Here is a 15,900-nt window from a genome sequence, read left to right as displayed (position 1 = left end):
TCCTTGCCCAGCATGAAGGTTGAATCAGATTTGCACGCCTAAGGGAATCCCACGCCGATTCAGCCTCAATTCATTCCGCTCTAGCGAGGGGCTGACCACCGGTTACTCTGCCGAACTCGACGCCGCAACGTGAGAAGCCCATGCGAATTCTGCTGCGCACCCTCTTTCTCGGTCTTGTCGCCGCCGGCTTGTCGCCCGCCTTGGCCTTCGCCGACGATTGCGGCGATGCCGCCGCACTGGTGCAGCAGGCCTATCCCAAGGCTCAAAAGAGCGCCGACGGCGCCTCGTTCACGCTCGAACCCCATATCAGCATCGCCCTGACGGATAGCGACGCGCCATTTGGCCTGGTCTGCAAAATCTGGCCCGCCCATGACAACCTGCTCTTGGTCGCGGTGCCGCTTACCGACAGCGCCCAGTCCCGCGACGACGGGCATGTCGGCGATATCGAGCTTCTGGTCGTCGACAGGAACAGCCTGGAGGTGCGCCAGCGCTTGCTCCAGCCAGGGCTGATCACCGATGATGCCATCGACATCCGCAAGATCGAATTCGATACCGGCCGCTACAGGCTGGCGCCCGATGTCGGCGCCTTCGGCCTGCGCATCGAAATGGCAAACCGTTCGCAGCCCAACCCCTTCAGGGAAACCGACCTGCGGCTCTATGCCCTCGCCGGCGATGCCCTGCGCCTTGTGCTCGACGGCATCGACGTGGCCGGCTTTGGCGGCGAAGGCGACGGCAGTTGCGCGGGATCCTTTCAGTCGAGCCAGGTCAGCCTGGCGATGAGCCCGGCAAGCCACCATGGCTATCACGACATCACCGTGGTCGAGCGGGTGGATATGGACAATTGGTCCGCCGATGAGAATGGTGAGTGCCAGTCTCATCCCGGCAAGTCCGTGAAGCGCACCTACCGGCTGCGCTATGACGGCAGTCGCTACCAGTTTCCCGAGGGGCTCAAAGCCTTGGAGCCGTGAAGCCTTCCACTTATGCCTGGGTGGTTAATGGCTGGTGTGCTCGAAACCAAATTTCAGCGGCATTTTGGCACCGAAGTTTAATTGCCGCTAATGTAGTTTGTTTCCTGGAGAACGACCCGGCAAATCGGGCGATGAGGCAGGGGCATGCGTCGCAATAACTTCACGGCAATGGCCGCCATGGCGGCCGTCTTGATGATGTCTGGCTGCACGACGGGTGGCGTCGATACCACCAAGACCACCGCTATCCAACCGGCGGCAAAGGACATCGACACCTCCGATCTGGCGCAAGGCAAGGCGCAGTTTCGTGACGCTAATTACGGCCTCGCCGAAAAGCACTTCCGCAAGGCCGTCGAGTTGAAGGCGGACGATGCGGAGGCCTGGATGGGGCTCGCCGCTTCCTATGATGAACTCGGCCGCTTCGACTTCGCCGATCGCGCCTACGGCCAGCTTTTGAAAGTCGCCGGCCGTAAGCCACAGATCGTCAACAACATGGGCTATTCGCAACTGCTGCGCGGCAATCGCAAGATGGCCAAGGCGTTGCTGCTCGAAGCGAAGGCGGGCATGACGGATGCCACGGTCGTCAACGCCAATCTGGCCTTGCTGAACAAGGGTTGATCTGGTCGTTGCTTCCTACTCCTTGTCTTGACGCAATTCCCGAGGGAAAGCGCTATACGCTTTTCCCGGGAAAACCGTTTCACACTTTTCCTGGAATTGCTGTAGGGGTCCGGTTTCGGGACATAAGGCATCGACGCTTTGTAAACCCTATCGGCAGGTTGCGTCGAAAGATCGGCTGAAAACCATGTCTGAGAGCTGCGGCTAACCTAGAATACAGCGCAACCCGCCGACGCTCGAGAGGCCTTCGCCCGATATGCTGGACTTCAGTTCGCTCCTGCTCGCAGCCGCGCTGTCGGGCATCTGCCTTAGCGTCACCATGTTTGCGATCTGGTTCACCGCGCCCAAGGCAGGCTTCGTGCTGACGGTGGCGTGCGGCATTCTGGTGCTCGTCGCGCATGTGGTCCTGTTCTGGCAATACACCAAGGATCCCGATCCATTGCTTTGCCAGATCGTGCTTGCGCTGCTCAGCCTGGGGTTTCTGATTATCTGCGTGTCGGCCATGCAATATCTGGGCGTGCCCGGCTACAGACGTGCCGTTGCGCCGGCGCTTGCCGCCATGGCTGTCTGTGCCGCCGTCAGCTTCCTGGGCCTTGACGGCGTCGGCTTCATCGTCAGCTACACCACGGTGACGGCGCTGCTGTCGGCGATCGGCGCCATGTTCTGGATCAACGGCAGCCATGATCGCCGGATCCTGCTTGTGGTTTCGTTTCTGAGCGGCACCTGCGCGGTTTCGTTTGCGCTTTGCGGCGTGGTTCTGCTGACCAAAGGGCAATGGACGCTCGCGGTCGCGCCCGACAACTGGGCCGAACGGCTGAATTCCGTCGTGGCCGTGGCCTGCATGACCGGACTCGGTGCCTTGACGCTCTCGCTCCACCATCTGCAGGCGCAGATCGAGCTGAAGGCCGAGACCATGACCGACCCGCTGACGGGGTTGATGAACCGCCGGGCGTTGAAGTCACTCTACGGCGAGCGGAGTTTCGGTCCGTTCATGTCCGTCGTCATGTTCGACCTCGATCATTTCAAGCGGACGAACGATGTCTATGGTCACCCGGTAGGGGACCAGGTCCTGTGCCGCTTCGCCGCAGTCATCAAGAAATATGCCAGGACCGGCGTCGACGCCTTTCGCCTGGGCGGAGAGGAATTCGCCGTCGTCATGTCGCGAATGACGGAAGAGAAGGCCCATGACCTCGCCAGCAAGATCTGTGTGGCGTTCGGCACCGAGATCGTCGCCACCCAACTCGGCAAGTTGCGCAGCACGGTCAGCGGCGGCCTCGGCTTTGGCGAGGTAAGCGGCCGCACCCTCGATGACGTGCTTGCCGAAGCCGACGCGGCGCTCTATTCCGCCAAGCGCGCCGGTCGAAATTGCGTCATCGGTCGGGCGGCGCTGGGCAAGGCCGACCCGGTCGAGCCGGCCTTGCGCTCCGCTTAATTATTCCGCCGCGCCCAGATAATCCGACAGAGGTGGGCACGAGCAGACCAGGTTGCGGTCGCCGGCGACATTGTCGATGCGTGACACCGGCGGCCAGTATTTGGCCGCCGTATCGGCGTCACCGGCAGGATAGGCCGCTTCCAGGCGCGAATAGGGATGGGTCCACTGGCCGGCCAGCGCCTCGGCGGCGGTGTGCGGCGCGTTGACCAGCGGATTGTCCGTCAAAGGCCATTCGCCCCTGGCCACTTTCGCTGCCTCGCCAGAAATGGCGATCATCGCCTCGCAGAAGCGGTCGAGTTCGCGTTTGGGCTCGGACTCGGTTGGCTCCACCATCAGCGTGCCGGCGACGGGGAACGACATGGTCGGCGCGTGAAAACCATAGTCGATCAAGCGTTTGGCGATGTCATCGACACTGATGCCGGCGCTGTCCTTGAGCACGCGGGTGTCGAGGATGCATTCATGCGCGACGCGCCCCTGGCTGCCTTTGTAGAGCACCGGGAAATGCGCATCGAGCCGCGTCGCGATATAGTTGGCGGACAAAATCGCCGTTTCAGTCGCTTGCTTGAGGCCCGACGCGCCCATCATGCGGATATACATCCAGGTGATCGGCAGGATCGAGGCGCTGCCGAAGGGAGCAGCGGAAACGGCATGGCCCGAGCCTTCGGTGACATGGCCCGGCAAATACGGCTTCAGATGCGCCTTGACGCCGATCGGGCCGACGCCGGGCCCGCCGCCGCCATGCGGAATGCAGAAGGTCTTATGCAGGTTCATGTGGCAGACGTCGGCGCCGATGTCGCCTGGACGGGCAAGCCCAACCAGCGCATTGAGGTTGGCGCCGTCGAAATAGACCTGGCCGCCATGCTCATGGATCAGCGCGCAGAGATCACGCGCGCCTTCCTCGAATACGCCATGCGTCGAGGGATAGGTGAACATCAGCGCGGCAAGATTTGGCGCGTGCTCGGCCGCCTTGGCCTTCATGTCGTCCATGTCGATGTTGCCATCATCGGTGCAGCGCACGACGACGACGTTCATGCCGGCCATCGCAGCACTTGCCGGGTTGGTGCCATGCGCGGACGAAGGGATCAGGCAGACGGTGCGGTGCTTGTCGCCTCGTGAGCGGTGATAGCGGCGAATGGCGAGCAGGCCGGCATATTCGCCCTGGCTGCCGGCGTTGGGCTGCAAGGTGACGGCGTCGAAGCCGGTGATCTCCGACAGCCAGGCTTCCAGTTCGGCGATCATGGCGCGATAGCCGGCCGAGTGCGCGGCCGGCGCGAAGGGATGCAAATTGGCGATGCTTGGCCAATTCACCGGCATCATCTCCGCGGCAGCGTTGAGCTTCATGGTGCAGGATCCGAGCGGGATCATGGCACGATCGAGCGCCAGATCCTTGTCGGCCAGTCTGCGCAGGAAGCGCATCATTTCGGTTTCCGACTTGTTTTCATGGAAAACAGGTTGGGTCAGAAACTCCTTGCCGCGCGGCTTGCCTGGCACCGTGCGGTCGGCGGAGGGGCCGGCCTTGGCGCCGAACAGCGCCGCGATCGCGTCGAGATCGGCATCGGTCGAGGTTTCGTCGAAGCTGATGCCGACATGGTCGGCATCGATAACGCGCAGCAGCCGGCCGGTCTTTTCAGCCGCAGTGGCGATCTGCGCCGCCTTGCCCTTGGTCTTCACGGTCACAGTGTCGAAACGGCTCGCACCGATCACCGACACGCCTGCCGCATCGAGGCCGCTTGCGAGACGGTTGGTCAGCGCATGGATGCGCCCGGCAATCGCCTGCAGCCCGACGGGGCCGTGCCAGATGGCGTAAGCGGTCGCCATGTTGGCGAGCAGCGCCTGAGCAGTGCAGATGTTGGAAGTCGCCTTGTCGCGGCGGATATGCTGCTCGCGTGTCTGCAAGGCAAGCCGGTAGCCGGGCCGGCCCTTGCTATCGGTGGACTGGCCGACAAGGCGGCCGGGCATCAGCCGCGTCAACTTGTCGGAGACGGCGCAATAGGCGGCGTGCGGACCGCCAAAGCCCATCGGCACGCCAAAGCGCTGCATCGGACCGACTGCAATGTCGGCGCCAAGCTTGGCCGGCGCATCGGTCAGCGTCAGGCCGAGCGGGTCGGCGATGAAGACGACGATGGCGCCGGTGGCGCGCGCCTTGTCGATCGCTGCCTTGTGGTCGCCATAGACCCCAAACGTATCCGGCCAGGAGACGAGCAGGGCGGCGGTGTTGTCGTCGATCGTCTCGCCATTGATCTCGATGCCGAGCGGCTCGGCGCGGGTGCGCACCACATCCAGCGTCTGCGGATGCGGCGTGCCGGCAAATGCGATCTTGGTGCGCTTGTCGCGGTGATGGCGCAAGGCGATGCCGACGGCTTCAGCCACCGCCGTCGCCTCGTCCAGCAGCGATGCCGACGCCACCGGCAGACCGGTCAATTCGGTGACCAGCGTCTGGAAGTTGAACAGCATTTCCAGACGGCCCTGGCTGATCTCGGCCTGATAGGGTGTGTAGGCCGTATACCAGGCCGGGTTCTCGAATAGGTTGCGCTGGATCACCGGCGGCACATGAACGCCGTGGTAGCCGGCGCCGATGAAGCTCTTCAGCACCGTATTCCCTGCCATGACAGCCGAAAGCTCGGCCAGCGCCTCCGCCTCGCTTGCAGGTGCCGGCAGAGCGAGCGGCCGGTCGAGCCGGATCGACCTCGGCACCGACTGGCTGATCAGCGTCTCGACGGATGGCACGCCGATAGTGGCCAGCATCGCTCTGGTGTCGTTGAGGCCGGGGCCGATATGGCGGGCCGAGAAGGGGTAGGGTGCTGCGGTCATGTCTTTCGAGTCCTGATGTCAGCCGATATGGGCTTTGTAAGCGGCTTCGTCCATGAGGCCGGCGAGCTGGCTTTCGTCGGCGAGCTTCATCTTCCACAGCCAGCCGGCCCCGGTTGCCGCCGAGTTGACCAGCGACGGATCCGACGACAGCGTGGCGTTGGCTTCGGTGATCTCGCCGTCGACGGGTGCATAGACATCGGAAGCCGCCTTGACGGATTCGACGACGACGGCGGTATCGCCCTTGCTCAGCTTCTTTCCGGTTTCGGGCAGTTCGACGAAAACGAGATCGCCGAGCTGTTCCTGCGCGTAATCGGTGATGCCGACGGTGGCGATGCCGCCCTCGACGCGGAGCCATTCGTGATCTGATGTGAAATAGGTCTTTGCCATTGAAATTATCCTTTGCGGTAGCGATGCGGCGTGAAGGGCAGGGAGCTGATATCGACGGGGATCTTCGTGCCGCGAACATCGGCGAAAACCCGTGTTCCGGGCTTGGCCAGGGGTGCCATGACATAGCCCATCGCGACCGGATGGCCGGCAGACGGGCCAAACCCGCCCGATGTGACATGGCCGGCGGGCTTGCCGTCGGCGTCAAAGAGCGCAGCACCGGCGCGCACCGGCTGGCGGCCTTCCGGCTTCAGCCCGACGCGCTTCTGCGCGGGCCCCCGTTCCACGGCAGCGCGGAGCGCATCGGCGCCGATGAAAGTGCCGGAAGCGCGAACCTCCTTTGGGATCGCCCACATCAATGCGGCGCTGGCCGGGTCGGTCTCCGGCGTGATGTCCTGACCATGCAGACAGAGTCCTGCCTCCAGCCTCAGGCTGTCGCGAGCGGCCAGCCCGATCCACAGCACGCGTTCATCGCCAAGCAGCTTCGCAACGAGATCGCGCGCATCGGCCTCCGGCAGCCCGATTTCGAAGCCGTCCTCGCCGGTATAGCCGGAGCGGCTCATGAACCAGTTCCTGCGCGGTTCGACACCATGCATGAACAGTAGCGAGCCCGTCTCGATGCCGGCTCGGGAAAGGGCCGCCCAGGCCTCAGGACCCTGGATAGCCAGGAAGACGCGGTCGAGCGCCTCGACCCGGACGTCGAAATCCGCGGCAAGCGCACGCAAATGCTTTTCGTCGGCGACGGCATTGCCGGCGTTAGCGACCACCATGAACCTGATATCGCCAAGCCTGGTGACGATCAGATCGTCCAATATCCCGCCTGCCTCGTTGAGGAAGAAGGACAGTTTGGATTGCGAGATTTCGAGCGCGCCGGTGTCCAGCGGGCAGGCGCGATTGAGCAATGAAACCGCCTCCGGGCCGCTGACCTCGAACAGTTTCATATGCGAGATGTCGAACAGGCCGGCCTGTTCGCGGGTGTGAAGGTGTTCCTTCATGACGCCGGCCGGATAGGTCAGCGGCATTGACCAGCCGGCAAAGGCGCCAAAGCGCGCACCAGCGGCCACATGGATATCTTCGAGGGGAAGGTGTTTGCTGTCGTCGCCCGTCATGTCATCTCCAGAGTCGCACGCAATCGGTCGCGAATGGCGACCAGTCCGTGCCCCTCTGTCTGAAGCCTGAGAGACTTGCGCAGCCGGAACTCTGTCAGCGGCGCTTACACCTTCGGCGCGGGGGCAAGCCCCGACTTTCCAGAGTGTCTTTCCCGTCTACGGTTCTTTTGCCTGAGAGATTTCGGGCGATTTCCCCTTCGGCGGCAGCTTTCGCTGCTCTCTCCCGCAAACAGGTAGGACTCAGACCCTGAGTCCTCGACGCGCCATCCATAGCTTGTGCGCGACAGCTTGTCACCTGTCAGCGACATCTAAAGTGCGCCGCGCTGGCGATGCGCCCTAGATGCTTGTGTTGATGCATGTCGTTCTCTCAAACCCGCGGCACACCTTGGGCGACATGCATTCGCCGACAAGTCTTCGCTAACCACGCCGTTTGCCGGTTTTTCAAGACACTGCTGATATCTTGGCAGCCATGACGCTTTGGGGCCGGCATTGGACGGCGGCAGACGGGGACGACAAATGGGCGAATTGATCATGAGCGCGCCGGTGGCGGGGCTGACCTCGAAAAGCAACATCGCCGCGGAGGACGTGACGATGTTGCGCCGCGAGGTGTTCGGCGACGGTGTGGTGACGCGCGGCGAGGCCGAGGCGCTGTTTGCGCTCGATGCCACAGCGAAAGCCAAATGCCCGGAATGGCCGCTTTTCTTCATCGAGGCGGTCACCGACTATATCGTCCACCAGGAGAAGCCGTCGGGCTATATCTCGCAGGACAATGCCGACTGGCTGATCCGCACGATCTCGCGCGATGGCATGGTCGACAGCCGCACCGAACTCGAATTGCTGGTGCACGTGCTGGAAGAGGCGAGATCGTCGCCGGGCCAGCTTTGTGTCTATGCGCTGCAACAGGTCGCCCACGCCGTCATCGACGGCAAGGGGCCGCTGATGCTCGGCGGCGCACTGGTTCCCGGGCTGATCGCCAAGGCAGAGGTCGAACTGCTGCGCCGCATCCTCTATGCCCACGGTGGCGACGGCAACATTGCCATCACGCGCGCCGAGGCAGAAGTGCTGTTCAAGATCAACGAGCGGACCGCCCATGCCAGCAACGATCCGTCCTGGAACGAGCTGTTCGTCAAGGCGATCGCCAATTTCGTCATGTGCTCGGCCGGCTATGAAGCGCCGACGCGCGATGTGGCACTACGCCGTGACACCTTCCTCGAACACGCCGATCCGGAAATCGGCGGCTTCTTCAGCCGCATGATCTCCGGCGGCCTCGCCTGCATCATGGAGGCCTATCGGTCCCCTGATGACATCGAGGCCGATTGGGAAGCCAAGAACAGGGCGGCCGAGGCGCTTGCTCGCCGCGCCGAGACGATCGATGCCGGCGAAGCCGGCTGGCTGGTCGAGCATATCGGCCTGGACCGGCCTCTCTACGAGAACGAACGCGCCCTGCTCACCTTGATCAAGCAGGCCTCGCCGGAAATCCATCCGGCGCTCAGGCCGCTGCTCGACAAGGTTGCTTGACGTGCTGAGGATTAAACCGCTGATCTCAGGGCATTATTTCCCCAGGTGTCAGATGCCGCCGTACCAGTCGTAGCCATTGTCTTCCCAATAGCCGCCGCGACCGCCGCCGATACGGGCGAAGCCGTCGACCAACTCGACCTTGTAGAGATATTTTGGCATCTTATAGCCGAGCTGCCGTTCGACGCGGACGCGCAGCGGCGCGCCGTTCTCAACCGGCAGCGGCTTGCCGTTCACGCCATAGGCAAGGATCGTCTGCGGGTGACGGGCATCGATCAGGTCGATCGAGCCGTAATATTTGATGTCGCCCGACAGGCTGCGGTCGATCGTATCGAGGCAATGGAACATTGCGTAGCGCGCCTGCGGCTTGACCACCGCCTGGTCCAGCACCAGCGACAGCGGCGTCCCGGTCCATTTGGCGATGCAACTCCAGCCTTCGACGCAGTCATGGCGGGTGATCTGGGTGCGGCTCGGCATGTTCATCAACTGCTCGCGGCTGAGCGACAGCGGCTTTTCGACCAGGCCTGTAACCTCCAGTCGCCAGTCGGCGAAGTTGTTGGCAAGCAGACCCTTGTAAACATCGTCGTCCGGCGCAGTCACACCATTCGGCCGCTGCGGCTGGCGGATATCGGCCTCGGTGAATTCCGGCGCCAGCGCGTCGCGTCCCGCGAGCAGGCGCTGTGCCCGGTATGTCAGGTCATTGGCGTTTTCGAGAAAACTGCGCAAGCCACTGCCAACGCTTAGCTGGCTGTCGAAGGCATCGCAGCCCGACAGTATGATACCGGAGGCACCGAGACTGGCACCCGTCAAGAATTTGCGGCGGCTTATCTCAAACTTCGCCATGTCACGCACTCCTCTCGGTTGTCTTGTCGTCCTGTGCGGATGGGTCGGTGCGGTACCAGCCGGTGATGATCGAACGCAGTTCGTTTATCGGGCCGGCGGCCAGGATCATCAGGATATGAACAATGAAGAAGGCGACCAGCAGGACCATGACGGTGAAATGGATGGTGCGCGCCGTCTGACGTCCGCCGAGCAGATCGTTGAGAAACGGCAGCACCGAGTTCATGCTGGGAGACATGGCCAGGCCGGTGACGATCATCAGCGGCAGGAGGACGAACAGCACGCCGCCATAAGCCATCTTCTGCAGCGTGTTGTACTCCCGCGTGTGGTGGAATCTGAGCTTGGCGTGATCGATGATGTCCTGCGGCAAGCGCTTGAGATCATCGAGGCGTGGTGCGAGGTCACGGCGCAGATGGCCGTTCACAGTGCTGGCGACAAACCAGACGATCAAGGTCGTGGTCAGTATCCAGGCAAAGAAGAAGTGGATGACGCGGGCGGTGCCGAGGTCATAGTAGGACGGGATCGTCGCCCAGGACGGGAAGGCGCGGGACGTCTCCTGGCCTGCCGGCCCCGACCAGCCGAGCACCCCTGTGGTGTCGAAGCGTTTGCCGAAGATTTCGGTGTAGCCACGCGGTCCGGCATCGCTGTTCTCGGCGCCGATGGCGAAGATGGTGTTGTTGTAGTCGAAACCAGACTCCTTGCCGATATAGAGCTGCGGGCGGGCATTGAAGATCTGCAGGCCGGACAGCAACATGAAGAACAGCGAGATGGCCCAGATCCAGTGGGTCAGCCGCGTCCAGCGCGACTGCTTGTAGATCAGCGTTTTGTCGCTCGACGCGAGGGCGTCCGGCCCGGCGGCGGCTTGGCTTCTGGCAACAGATTCCATCTTGTCTCGTCTCCTGGCCTTGGCGACCTGGCCTGCGCGCTCATTGTCCTCCTAATACGTCGCGATCCAAACCAATGTTTCATCCGATCACGGATTTATTATGGAGCGCCGAGGCTGACGGCGAGATTGACGGCGGCGGCGACGATGACCGTGTTGAAGAAAAACGACAGGATCGAATGGACAAGCACGACACGTCGCATATGCGTCGTCGAGATGTTGGTGTCGGCGGTCTGCGCCGTCATGCCGATCACCGCCGAGAAGTAGAGGAAATCCCAGCCTTCCGGCCGCTTGTCGCCCGGAAACAGCAGTCCGCCGACCGGGATCTTTTTCTTGGTCTCGGCGTCGACCGCATCGCCGTCCATCCAATAGACATGGGCATAATGGAGCGCCGCCATGGCATGGATTGTGAACCAGCCGAGCGGGATCGAGAGCAGTGCGAAGGCCAATTCGACAGGGTGAGCGCTGTCTTTCTGGTTGATCAGTTGGAACAGCGAGAAGGTGGCAACGCCGACGACGACAAGCGTCACCGCGAAGATGACCATCACCGGCTGGTCGGTGGCGCGCGCATTCTTGCTTAGATACCTGCCGGTGAACTTTGGCATCTGGGCGACGACAAGAATGACGTAGGCGGCAAAGAACGCGTTGGCGCCGATCGAATAGGCGAGCGAGGCGTGAAGCAGCAGCGCCACGGCAAGCGCCACAACCCCGAAGCAGGCCGACACCGCAAACAGCATATGGCGCTGCAAGGGAGGCTTCATCGGGGTTTCGGCAGCCATGGCGGTTCCAATCTTGGAATGGCGCTCGGTTTCTACTGCGGTGTGGCGGATTTCAGGGCGCGCCGCAAGATGCGGTCGAGTTCGCCGAGAAAGCGCGAACGGTCCTGCGGGGCGAAGCTGGCATTGTAGCCCTTGCTTTCGCCTGTCTCGCGCAAATGCTGTTTCAGGTCGCGCATCGCCACCGCCATGCCTATCGTTTCCGGCGTGAAAGGACGTCCGGTCGGCCCAAGCACATGCGCGCCGAGCGCTACCGAGCGGGCGGCCAGCGGAATGTCCGCGGTGATCACGATGTCGTTGGGGCGCGCGTTGTCGACGATCCAGTCGTCGGCGGCATCGGCGCCCTTGGACACCACGACGTTGCGGATCATCGGGTCGCGCGAGGGGCGCAAGCCACCATTGGAGACGTAGGTGACGACGACGCCATGGCGCTCGGCGACCTTTTCGACCTCGGCCTTGACCGGGCAGGCGTCGGCATCGACGTAGATGGCAGGTACGGGCATCGCTGGTTCCAATGAGCATGGGGCCAGACGATTTCGTCCGGCCCCATGGATACAATCCGATCGGTTGCTAAGCCGGCAAGGCGCCCGACTTCTTCGCCGTCCAGGTGGCGATATAGTCCATCAGGCCGGGATTGAGGCAGTCATAGGGTTCGAGTCCGATCTGCTTCAACTGCGCACGGATGCCGTCCATTCGCTTCGGGTCGACACCGGACTCGATGATCGACGAGACGAAGGCGGTGAAGCCCGGCGGCGACCAGCCGTCCTTCTCGAAGCGCTCGGGATGGAGGAAGGTCAGGCCCTTGAACGCATGGTCGCGCTCGACCGGACCGTGCATGTGGACGCCGCAGCCGGTGCAGGCATGGCGCTGGATCAAGGCACTTGGATCGACGACCTTCAGCTTGTCGCCGTTCTCGGTGACGGTGACGTCGCCGGTGCCAGCCACGGCAACGACCGAGAACAGCGCGCCCTCCGGCTTCCAGCATTTGGTGCAGCCGCAGGCATGGTTATGGGCGATCTGGCCCTTGACCTTCACCTTGACCGGCTTGCTGGTGCAGGCGCAAACCAGCGTACCGCCGGCAAAGCTTGCGCTTTCCTTGGGCAGGCCATTGTCGATTTTCGGATGCAGTTTCTCGGCCATTCCCATTTCCTCCCAGTTATGAGCCACAGAGGTCGCAGGCCGGTTGGTCGGCGGCTTGTGGTCTTCCTCAGTAAACGACGACGCTTCGGATCGACTTGCCCTCATGCATAAGGTCGAACCCCTTGTTGATGTCCTCGAGCTTCAGCGTGTGGGTGATCATCGGGTCGATCTGGATCTTGCCGTCCATGTACCAGTCGACGATCCTCGGCACGTCGGTGCGGCCACGCGCGCCGCCGAAGGCGGTGCCCATCCAGGTGCGCCCGGTGACCAGCTGGAACGGCCGCGTCGAGATCTCCTGGCCAGCACCGGCAACGCCGATGACGACCGACTTGCCCCAGCCACGGTGCGAGGCTTCCAGCGCCTGACGCATCACCTTGGTGCTGCCGGTGCAGTCGAACGTATAGTCGGCGCCGCCGATCTGGTCGGCGCCGCGCTTGGTCATGTTGACGAGGTGGGGCACGACATCGCCGTCGATTTCCTTCGGATTGACGAAATGCGTCATGCCGAATTTCTCGCCCCATTCCTTCTTGTCGTTGTTGAGGTCGACGCCGATGATCATGTCAGCGCCGGCAAGCTTGAGGCCTTGGATGACGTTGAGGCCGATGCCGCCGAGGCCGAAGACGACGGCGGTCGCGCCTTGCTCGACCTTGGCCGTGTTGATCACCGCACCAATGCCGGTGGTGACGCCACAGCCGATATAGCAGATCTTGTCGAAGGGAGCGTCCGGGTTGACCTTGGCCAGCGCGATCTCGGGCAGCACGGTGAAGTTCGAGAAGGTCGAGCAGCCCATATAGTGGAAGATCTTGTCCTTGCCGATCGAGAAGCGCGACGAACCGTCGGGCATCAGGCCCTGGCCTTGGGTGGCGCGGATTGCCGTGCACAGGTTGGTCTTGCGCGACAGGCAGGACGGGCACTGGCGGCATTCGGGCGTGTAGAGCGGGATGACGTGGTCGCCCTTCTTGACCGAAGTGACGCCCTTGCCGACATCGACGACGATGCCGGCACCCTCATGGCCAAGGATGGCCGGGAACAGGCCTTCGGGATCGGCGCCCGACAGCGTGAACTCGTCGGTGTGGCAGATGCCGGTCGCCTTGATCTCGACCAGCACCTCGCCCTCGCGCGGGCCGTCGAGGTCGACCTCCATGATCTCCAGCGGCTTTCCGGCGGCAACAGCGACTGCAGCGCGGGTTTTCATCAGGCGTCCTCCAATGCGAATTTTTTTCCAAGGTTTCAGGTTTTATCGACACGATCAACTGGAAGCTGGTGCCTAGACTGGGCCACAGCGATGAATTGGAATCGCAAATCGATTGAAAGGCAGTGATTTGCATGGCCGGCTTGACCCTGCAAGCACAGGCCATAAAAGGAACGGCCGACCCGAGGGATGACATTCCGCATGTTCACCAAGATCTTGATCGCCAATCGTGGCGAGATTGCCTGCCGTGTCATCAGGACGGCGCGCAAGATGGGCATCGCCACGGTTGCCGTCTATTCCGATGCCGATCGCGATGCCGTGCATGTCGAGATGGCCGACGAGGCGGTGCATATCGGGCCTTCGCCCGCGGCGCTGAGCTATCTCGTCCCTGAAAAGATCATTGCCGCCTGCAAGGAGACGGGCGCTCAGGCCGTGCATCCCGGCTACGGATTCCTGTCCGAGCGGGCGGCCTTCTGTGAGGCGCTGGAAGCGGAAGGGATTACCTTCATCGGCCCGAAGCCCAAGGCGATCAGAGCGATGGGCGACAAGATCGAATCGAAGAAGTTCGCCAATGCCGCCAAGGTTTCCACCGTGCCCGGCTGGCTCGGCGTGATCGAGAATGCCGACCATGCCGAAAAGATCGCCGGCGAGATCGGCTATCCGGTGATGATCAAGGCTTCGGCCGGCGGCGGCGGCAAGGGCATGCGCATCGCCTGGAGCCAGTCGGAAGTGCGCGACGGCTTCGACCGGGCGCGCTCGGAGGCCAAGAGCTCGTTTGGTGATGATCGCGTCTTTATCGAGAAATTCGTCGTCGATCCGCGCCATATCGAAATCCAGGTGCTGGCCGACGCGCATGGCAACGCGCTCTATCTCGGCGAGCGCGAATGCTCGATCCAGCGCCGCAACCAAAAGGTCGCCGAAGAGGCGCCGTCGCCGTTCCTCGACGCCGCGACGCGCAAGGCCATGGGTGAGCAGTCTGTGGCGTTGGCCAGGGCTGTCGACTACCAGAGCGCCGGCACGGTCGAGTTCATCGTCGACAAGGACAAAAACTTCTATTTTCTTGAAATGAATACACGATTGCAGGTCGAGCACCCGGTGACGGAGCTCGTCACCGGCATCGATCTGGTCGAGCAGATGATCCGCGTTGCCGCAGGCGAAAAGCTCGCCTTGAAGCAAAGCGACGTCAAGCTGAACGGCTGGGCTGTGGAAAGCCGGCTCTATGCCGAAGATCCGTACCGCAATTTCCTGCCCTCGATCGGCCGGCTGACGCGCTACCGGCCGCCGGAGGAAGGACAGTTCGGCGATGTCGTCATCCGCAACGACACCGGCGTCACCGAAGGTTCCGAAATCTCGATGTTCTACGATCCGATGCTGGCCAAACTGTGCACCTGGGCGCCGACGCGTTTGGAAGCCATCGATGCCATGTCGGAAGCGCTCGACAGTTTCGTCGTCGACGGGATCGAGCACAACATTCCGTTCCTGGCTGCCTTGATGCAGCATCCGCGCTGGCGGGAAGGGTCGATATCGACCGCTTTCATATCAGAGGAATATCCCGACGGCTTCGCGCCTGTCGTGCCGAACAACGATGAGAAGGCCGTGCTGGCGTCGATCGCGACCGCGGTGGAGCTGCTGCGCCGCGACCGGCTCGATCGGCTGGGCGGCCGGCTGGCGCCGCATTCGGGCGCGCTGAAGCGCGACTGGGTGGTGAAGATCGGCGATGACTATCTGTCGGCGTCGATCCTCGAGGGCATGATTTCCATTCCGATGGAAATCGATCTGTCGATCGAGGGCGGCAAGGCGCTGACCGTTGCATCCGACTGGCGGCCGGGTGACCTGATCTGGCGCGGTACGGTCGGCAAGCGCACGGTTACGGCTCAGATAAGGCCGGTTGCCAATGGCTTTCGCATCGCCTGGAAGGGCATGTCGGTGACCGCGCGCGCCATGCTGCCGCGCACCGCCGAGCTTGAAAGGCTGATGCCGGAAAAAATAGCGCCGGACACGTCGAAACTGCTGCTTTGCCCGATGCCTGGCCTTGTCGTGTCGATTGCCGTTGCCGTAGGTCAGGAGGTCAAGACCGGCGAGACGCTGGCGGTGGTCGAGGCGATGAAGATGGAAAACGTGCTGCGCGCCGAACGCGACCTTGTCGTCTCCAAACTCAACGCCAAGCCGGGCGACAGCCTGGCTGTGGATGCGGTGATCATGGAGTTTGCGTAAGGCTAGCCGGGCAGGCAGCCTGTG

The 15,900-nt window shown here is 62.7% G+C and carries 14 protein-coding genes and 1 riboswitch; of the genes, 5 read left to right on the top strand and 9 right to left on the bottom strand.

Annotation, left to right across the window (positions count from 1 at the left end):
• Window positions 1-140 precede the first annotated feature (140 nt).
• The 3 genes from NKH57_RS27130 (at window position 141) to NKH57_RS27120 (ending at window position 3,012) form a co-directional block, all read left to right on the top strand.
• Window positions 141-968, top strand: a complete 828-nt coding sequence (locus NKH57_RS27130; RefSeq protein WP_352948921.1) for a PA3715 family protein — start codon at window positions 141-143, stop codon at window positions 966-968.
• A gap of 144 nt (window positions 969-1,112) precedes the next feature.
• A complete protein-coding gene (locus NKH57_RS27125; protein ID WP_352948919.1) occupies window positions 1,113-1,583 on the top strand; it encodes a hypothetical protein in 471 nt (156 codons plus the stop codon).
• 253 nt (window positions 1,584-1,836) lie between these two features.
• Window positions 1,837-3,012, top strand: coding sequence for a GGDEF domain-containing protein (locus NKH57_RS27120; protein ID WP_352948917.1), 1,176 nt, complete (start codon window positions 1,837-1,839; stop codon window positions 3,010-3,012).
• Here the strand turns inward: NKH57_RS27120 and gcvP are convergent, their stop codons facing one another.
• Genes gcvP through gcvT form a run of 3 tightly spaced genes read right to left on the bottom strand, consistent with a single transcriptional unit; the run spans window position 3,013 to window position 7,316 of the window.
• Window positions 3,013-5,823: an aminomethyl-transferring glycine dehydrogenase gene (gene gcvP, locus NKH57_RS27115; protein WP_352948914.1), complete on the bottom strand. Its 2,811-nt coding sequence runs from the start codon at window positions 5,821-5,823 to the stop codon at window positions 3,013-3,015.
• Between the two features lie 18 nt (window positions 5,824-5,841).
• Window positions 5,842-6,210 (bottom strand): glycine cleavage system protein GcvH, encoded by a 369-nt coding sequence (gene gcvH, locus NKH57_RS27110; protein WP_352726866.1) that lies wholly within the window; start codon window positions 6,208-6,210, stop codon window positions 5,842-5,844.
• Between the two features lie 5 nt (window positions 6,211-6,215).
• On the bottom strand, window positions 6,216-7,316 hold the full coding sequence (gene gcvT / locus NKH57_RS27105) for a glycine cleavage system aminomethyltransferase GcvT (protein ID WP_352948912.1): 1,101 nt from the start codon (window positions 7,314-7,316) through the stop codon (window positions 6,216-6,218).
• A gap of 149 nt (window positions 7,317-7,465) precedes the next feature.
• A riboswitch (glycine riboswitch) is annotated at window positions 7,466-7,552 on the bottom strand.
• Window positions 7,553-7,832: 280 nt separating this feature from the next.
• On the opposite strand from gcvT, the gene NKH57_RS27100 reads away from it, so the two are divergent.
• The gene (locus tag NKH57_RS27100) at window positions 7,833-8,834 is read left to right on the top strand and encodes a hypothetical protein (protein WP_352948909.1); all 1,002 of its coding nucleotides are present in this window, start codon (window positions 7,833-7,835) and stop codon (window positions 8,832-8,834) included.
• 48 nt (window positions 8,835-8,882) lie between these two features.
• Here the strand turns inward: NKH57_RS27100 and NKH57_RS27095 are convergent, their stop codons facing one another.
• The 6 genes from NKH57_RS27095 to NKH57_RS27070 all read right to left on the bottom strand — a co-directional run bounded on the left by NKH57_RS27095 (window position 8,883) and on the right by NKH57_RS27070 (window position 13,665).
• Window positions 8,883-9,674 carry a molybdopterin-binding protein gene (locus tag NKH57_RS27095; RefSeq protein WP_352948907.1) on the bottom strand — a complete coding sequence of 264 codons (792 nt, stop codon included), beginning with the start codon at window positions 9,672-9,674 and terminating at the stop codon, window positions 8,883-8,885.
• A 1-nt stretch (window position 9,675) separates the two neighbouring features.
• Entirely contained in the window at window positions 9,676-10,557 is an 882-nt protein-coding gene (locus tag NKH57_RS27090; RefSeq protein ID WP_352948905.1) for a cytochrome b/b6 domain-containing protein, read from the bottom strand.
• A gap of 98 nt (window positions 10,558-10,655) precedes the next feature.
• A complete protein-coding gene (locus NKH57_RS27085; RefSeq protein ID WP_352948903.1) occupies window positions 10,656-11,333 on the bottom strand; it encodes a DUF1345 domain-containing protein in 678 nt (225 codons plus the stop codon).
• A 32-nt stretch (window positions 11,334-11,365) separates the two neighbouring features.
• Window positions 11,366-11,833: a YaiI/YqxD family protein gene (locus tag NKH57_RS27080; protein ID WP_352948900.1), complete on the bottom strand. Its 468-nt coding sequence runs from the start codon at window positions 11,831-11,833 to the stop codon at window positions 11,366-11,368.
• Window positions 11,834-11,900: 67 nt separating this feature from the next.
• Window positions 11,901-12,470, bottom strand: a complete 570-nt coding sequence (gene gfa, locus NKH57_RS27075) for an S-(hydroxymethyl)glutathione synthase (RefSeq protein WP_352948898.1) — start codon at window positions 12,468-12,470, stop codon at window positions 11,901-11,903.
• A 67-nt stretch (window positions 12,471-12,537) separates the two neighbouring features.
• Window positions 12,538-13,665 (bottom strand): S-(hydroxymethyl)glutathione dehydrogenase/class III alcohol dehydrogenase, encoded by a 1,128-nt coding sequence (locus tag NKH57_RS27070; protein ID WP_352948895.1) that lies wholly within the window; start codon window positions 13,663-13,665, stop codon window positions 12,538-12,540.
• Window positions 13,666-13,863: 198 nt separating this feature from the next.
• Here NKH57_RS27070 and NKH57_RS27065 point away from each other — a divergent pair, with 198 nt between their 5' ends.
• Window positions 13,864-15,876: an acetyl-CoA carboxylase biotin carboxylase subunit gene (locus tag NKH57_RS27065; RefSeq protein ID WP_352948892.1), complete on the top strand. Its 2,013-nt coding sequence runs from the start codon at window positions 13,864-13,866 to the stop codon at window positions 15,874-15,876.
• The last annotated feature ends 24 nt before the right edge of the window (window positions 15,877-15,900 follow it).

The sequence above is a fragment of the Mesorhizobium sp. M1050 genome, from assembly GCF_040318715.1.
Classification (GTDB): domain Bacteria; phylum Pseudomonadota; class Alphaproteobacteria; order Rhizobiales; family Rhizobiaceae; genus Mesorhizobium.
The sequence above is the reverse complement of the archived record's forward strand: the minus strand, read 5'-3'. Positions and strand labels throughout refer to the sequence as shown.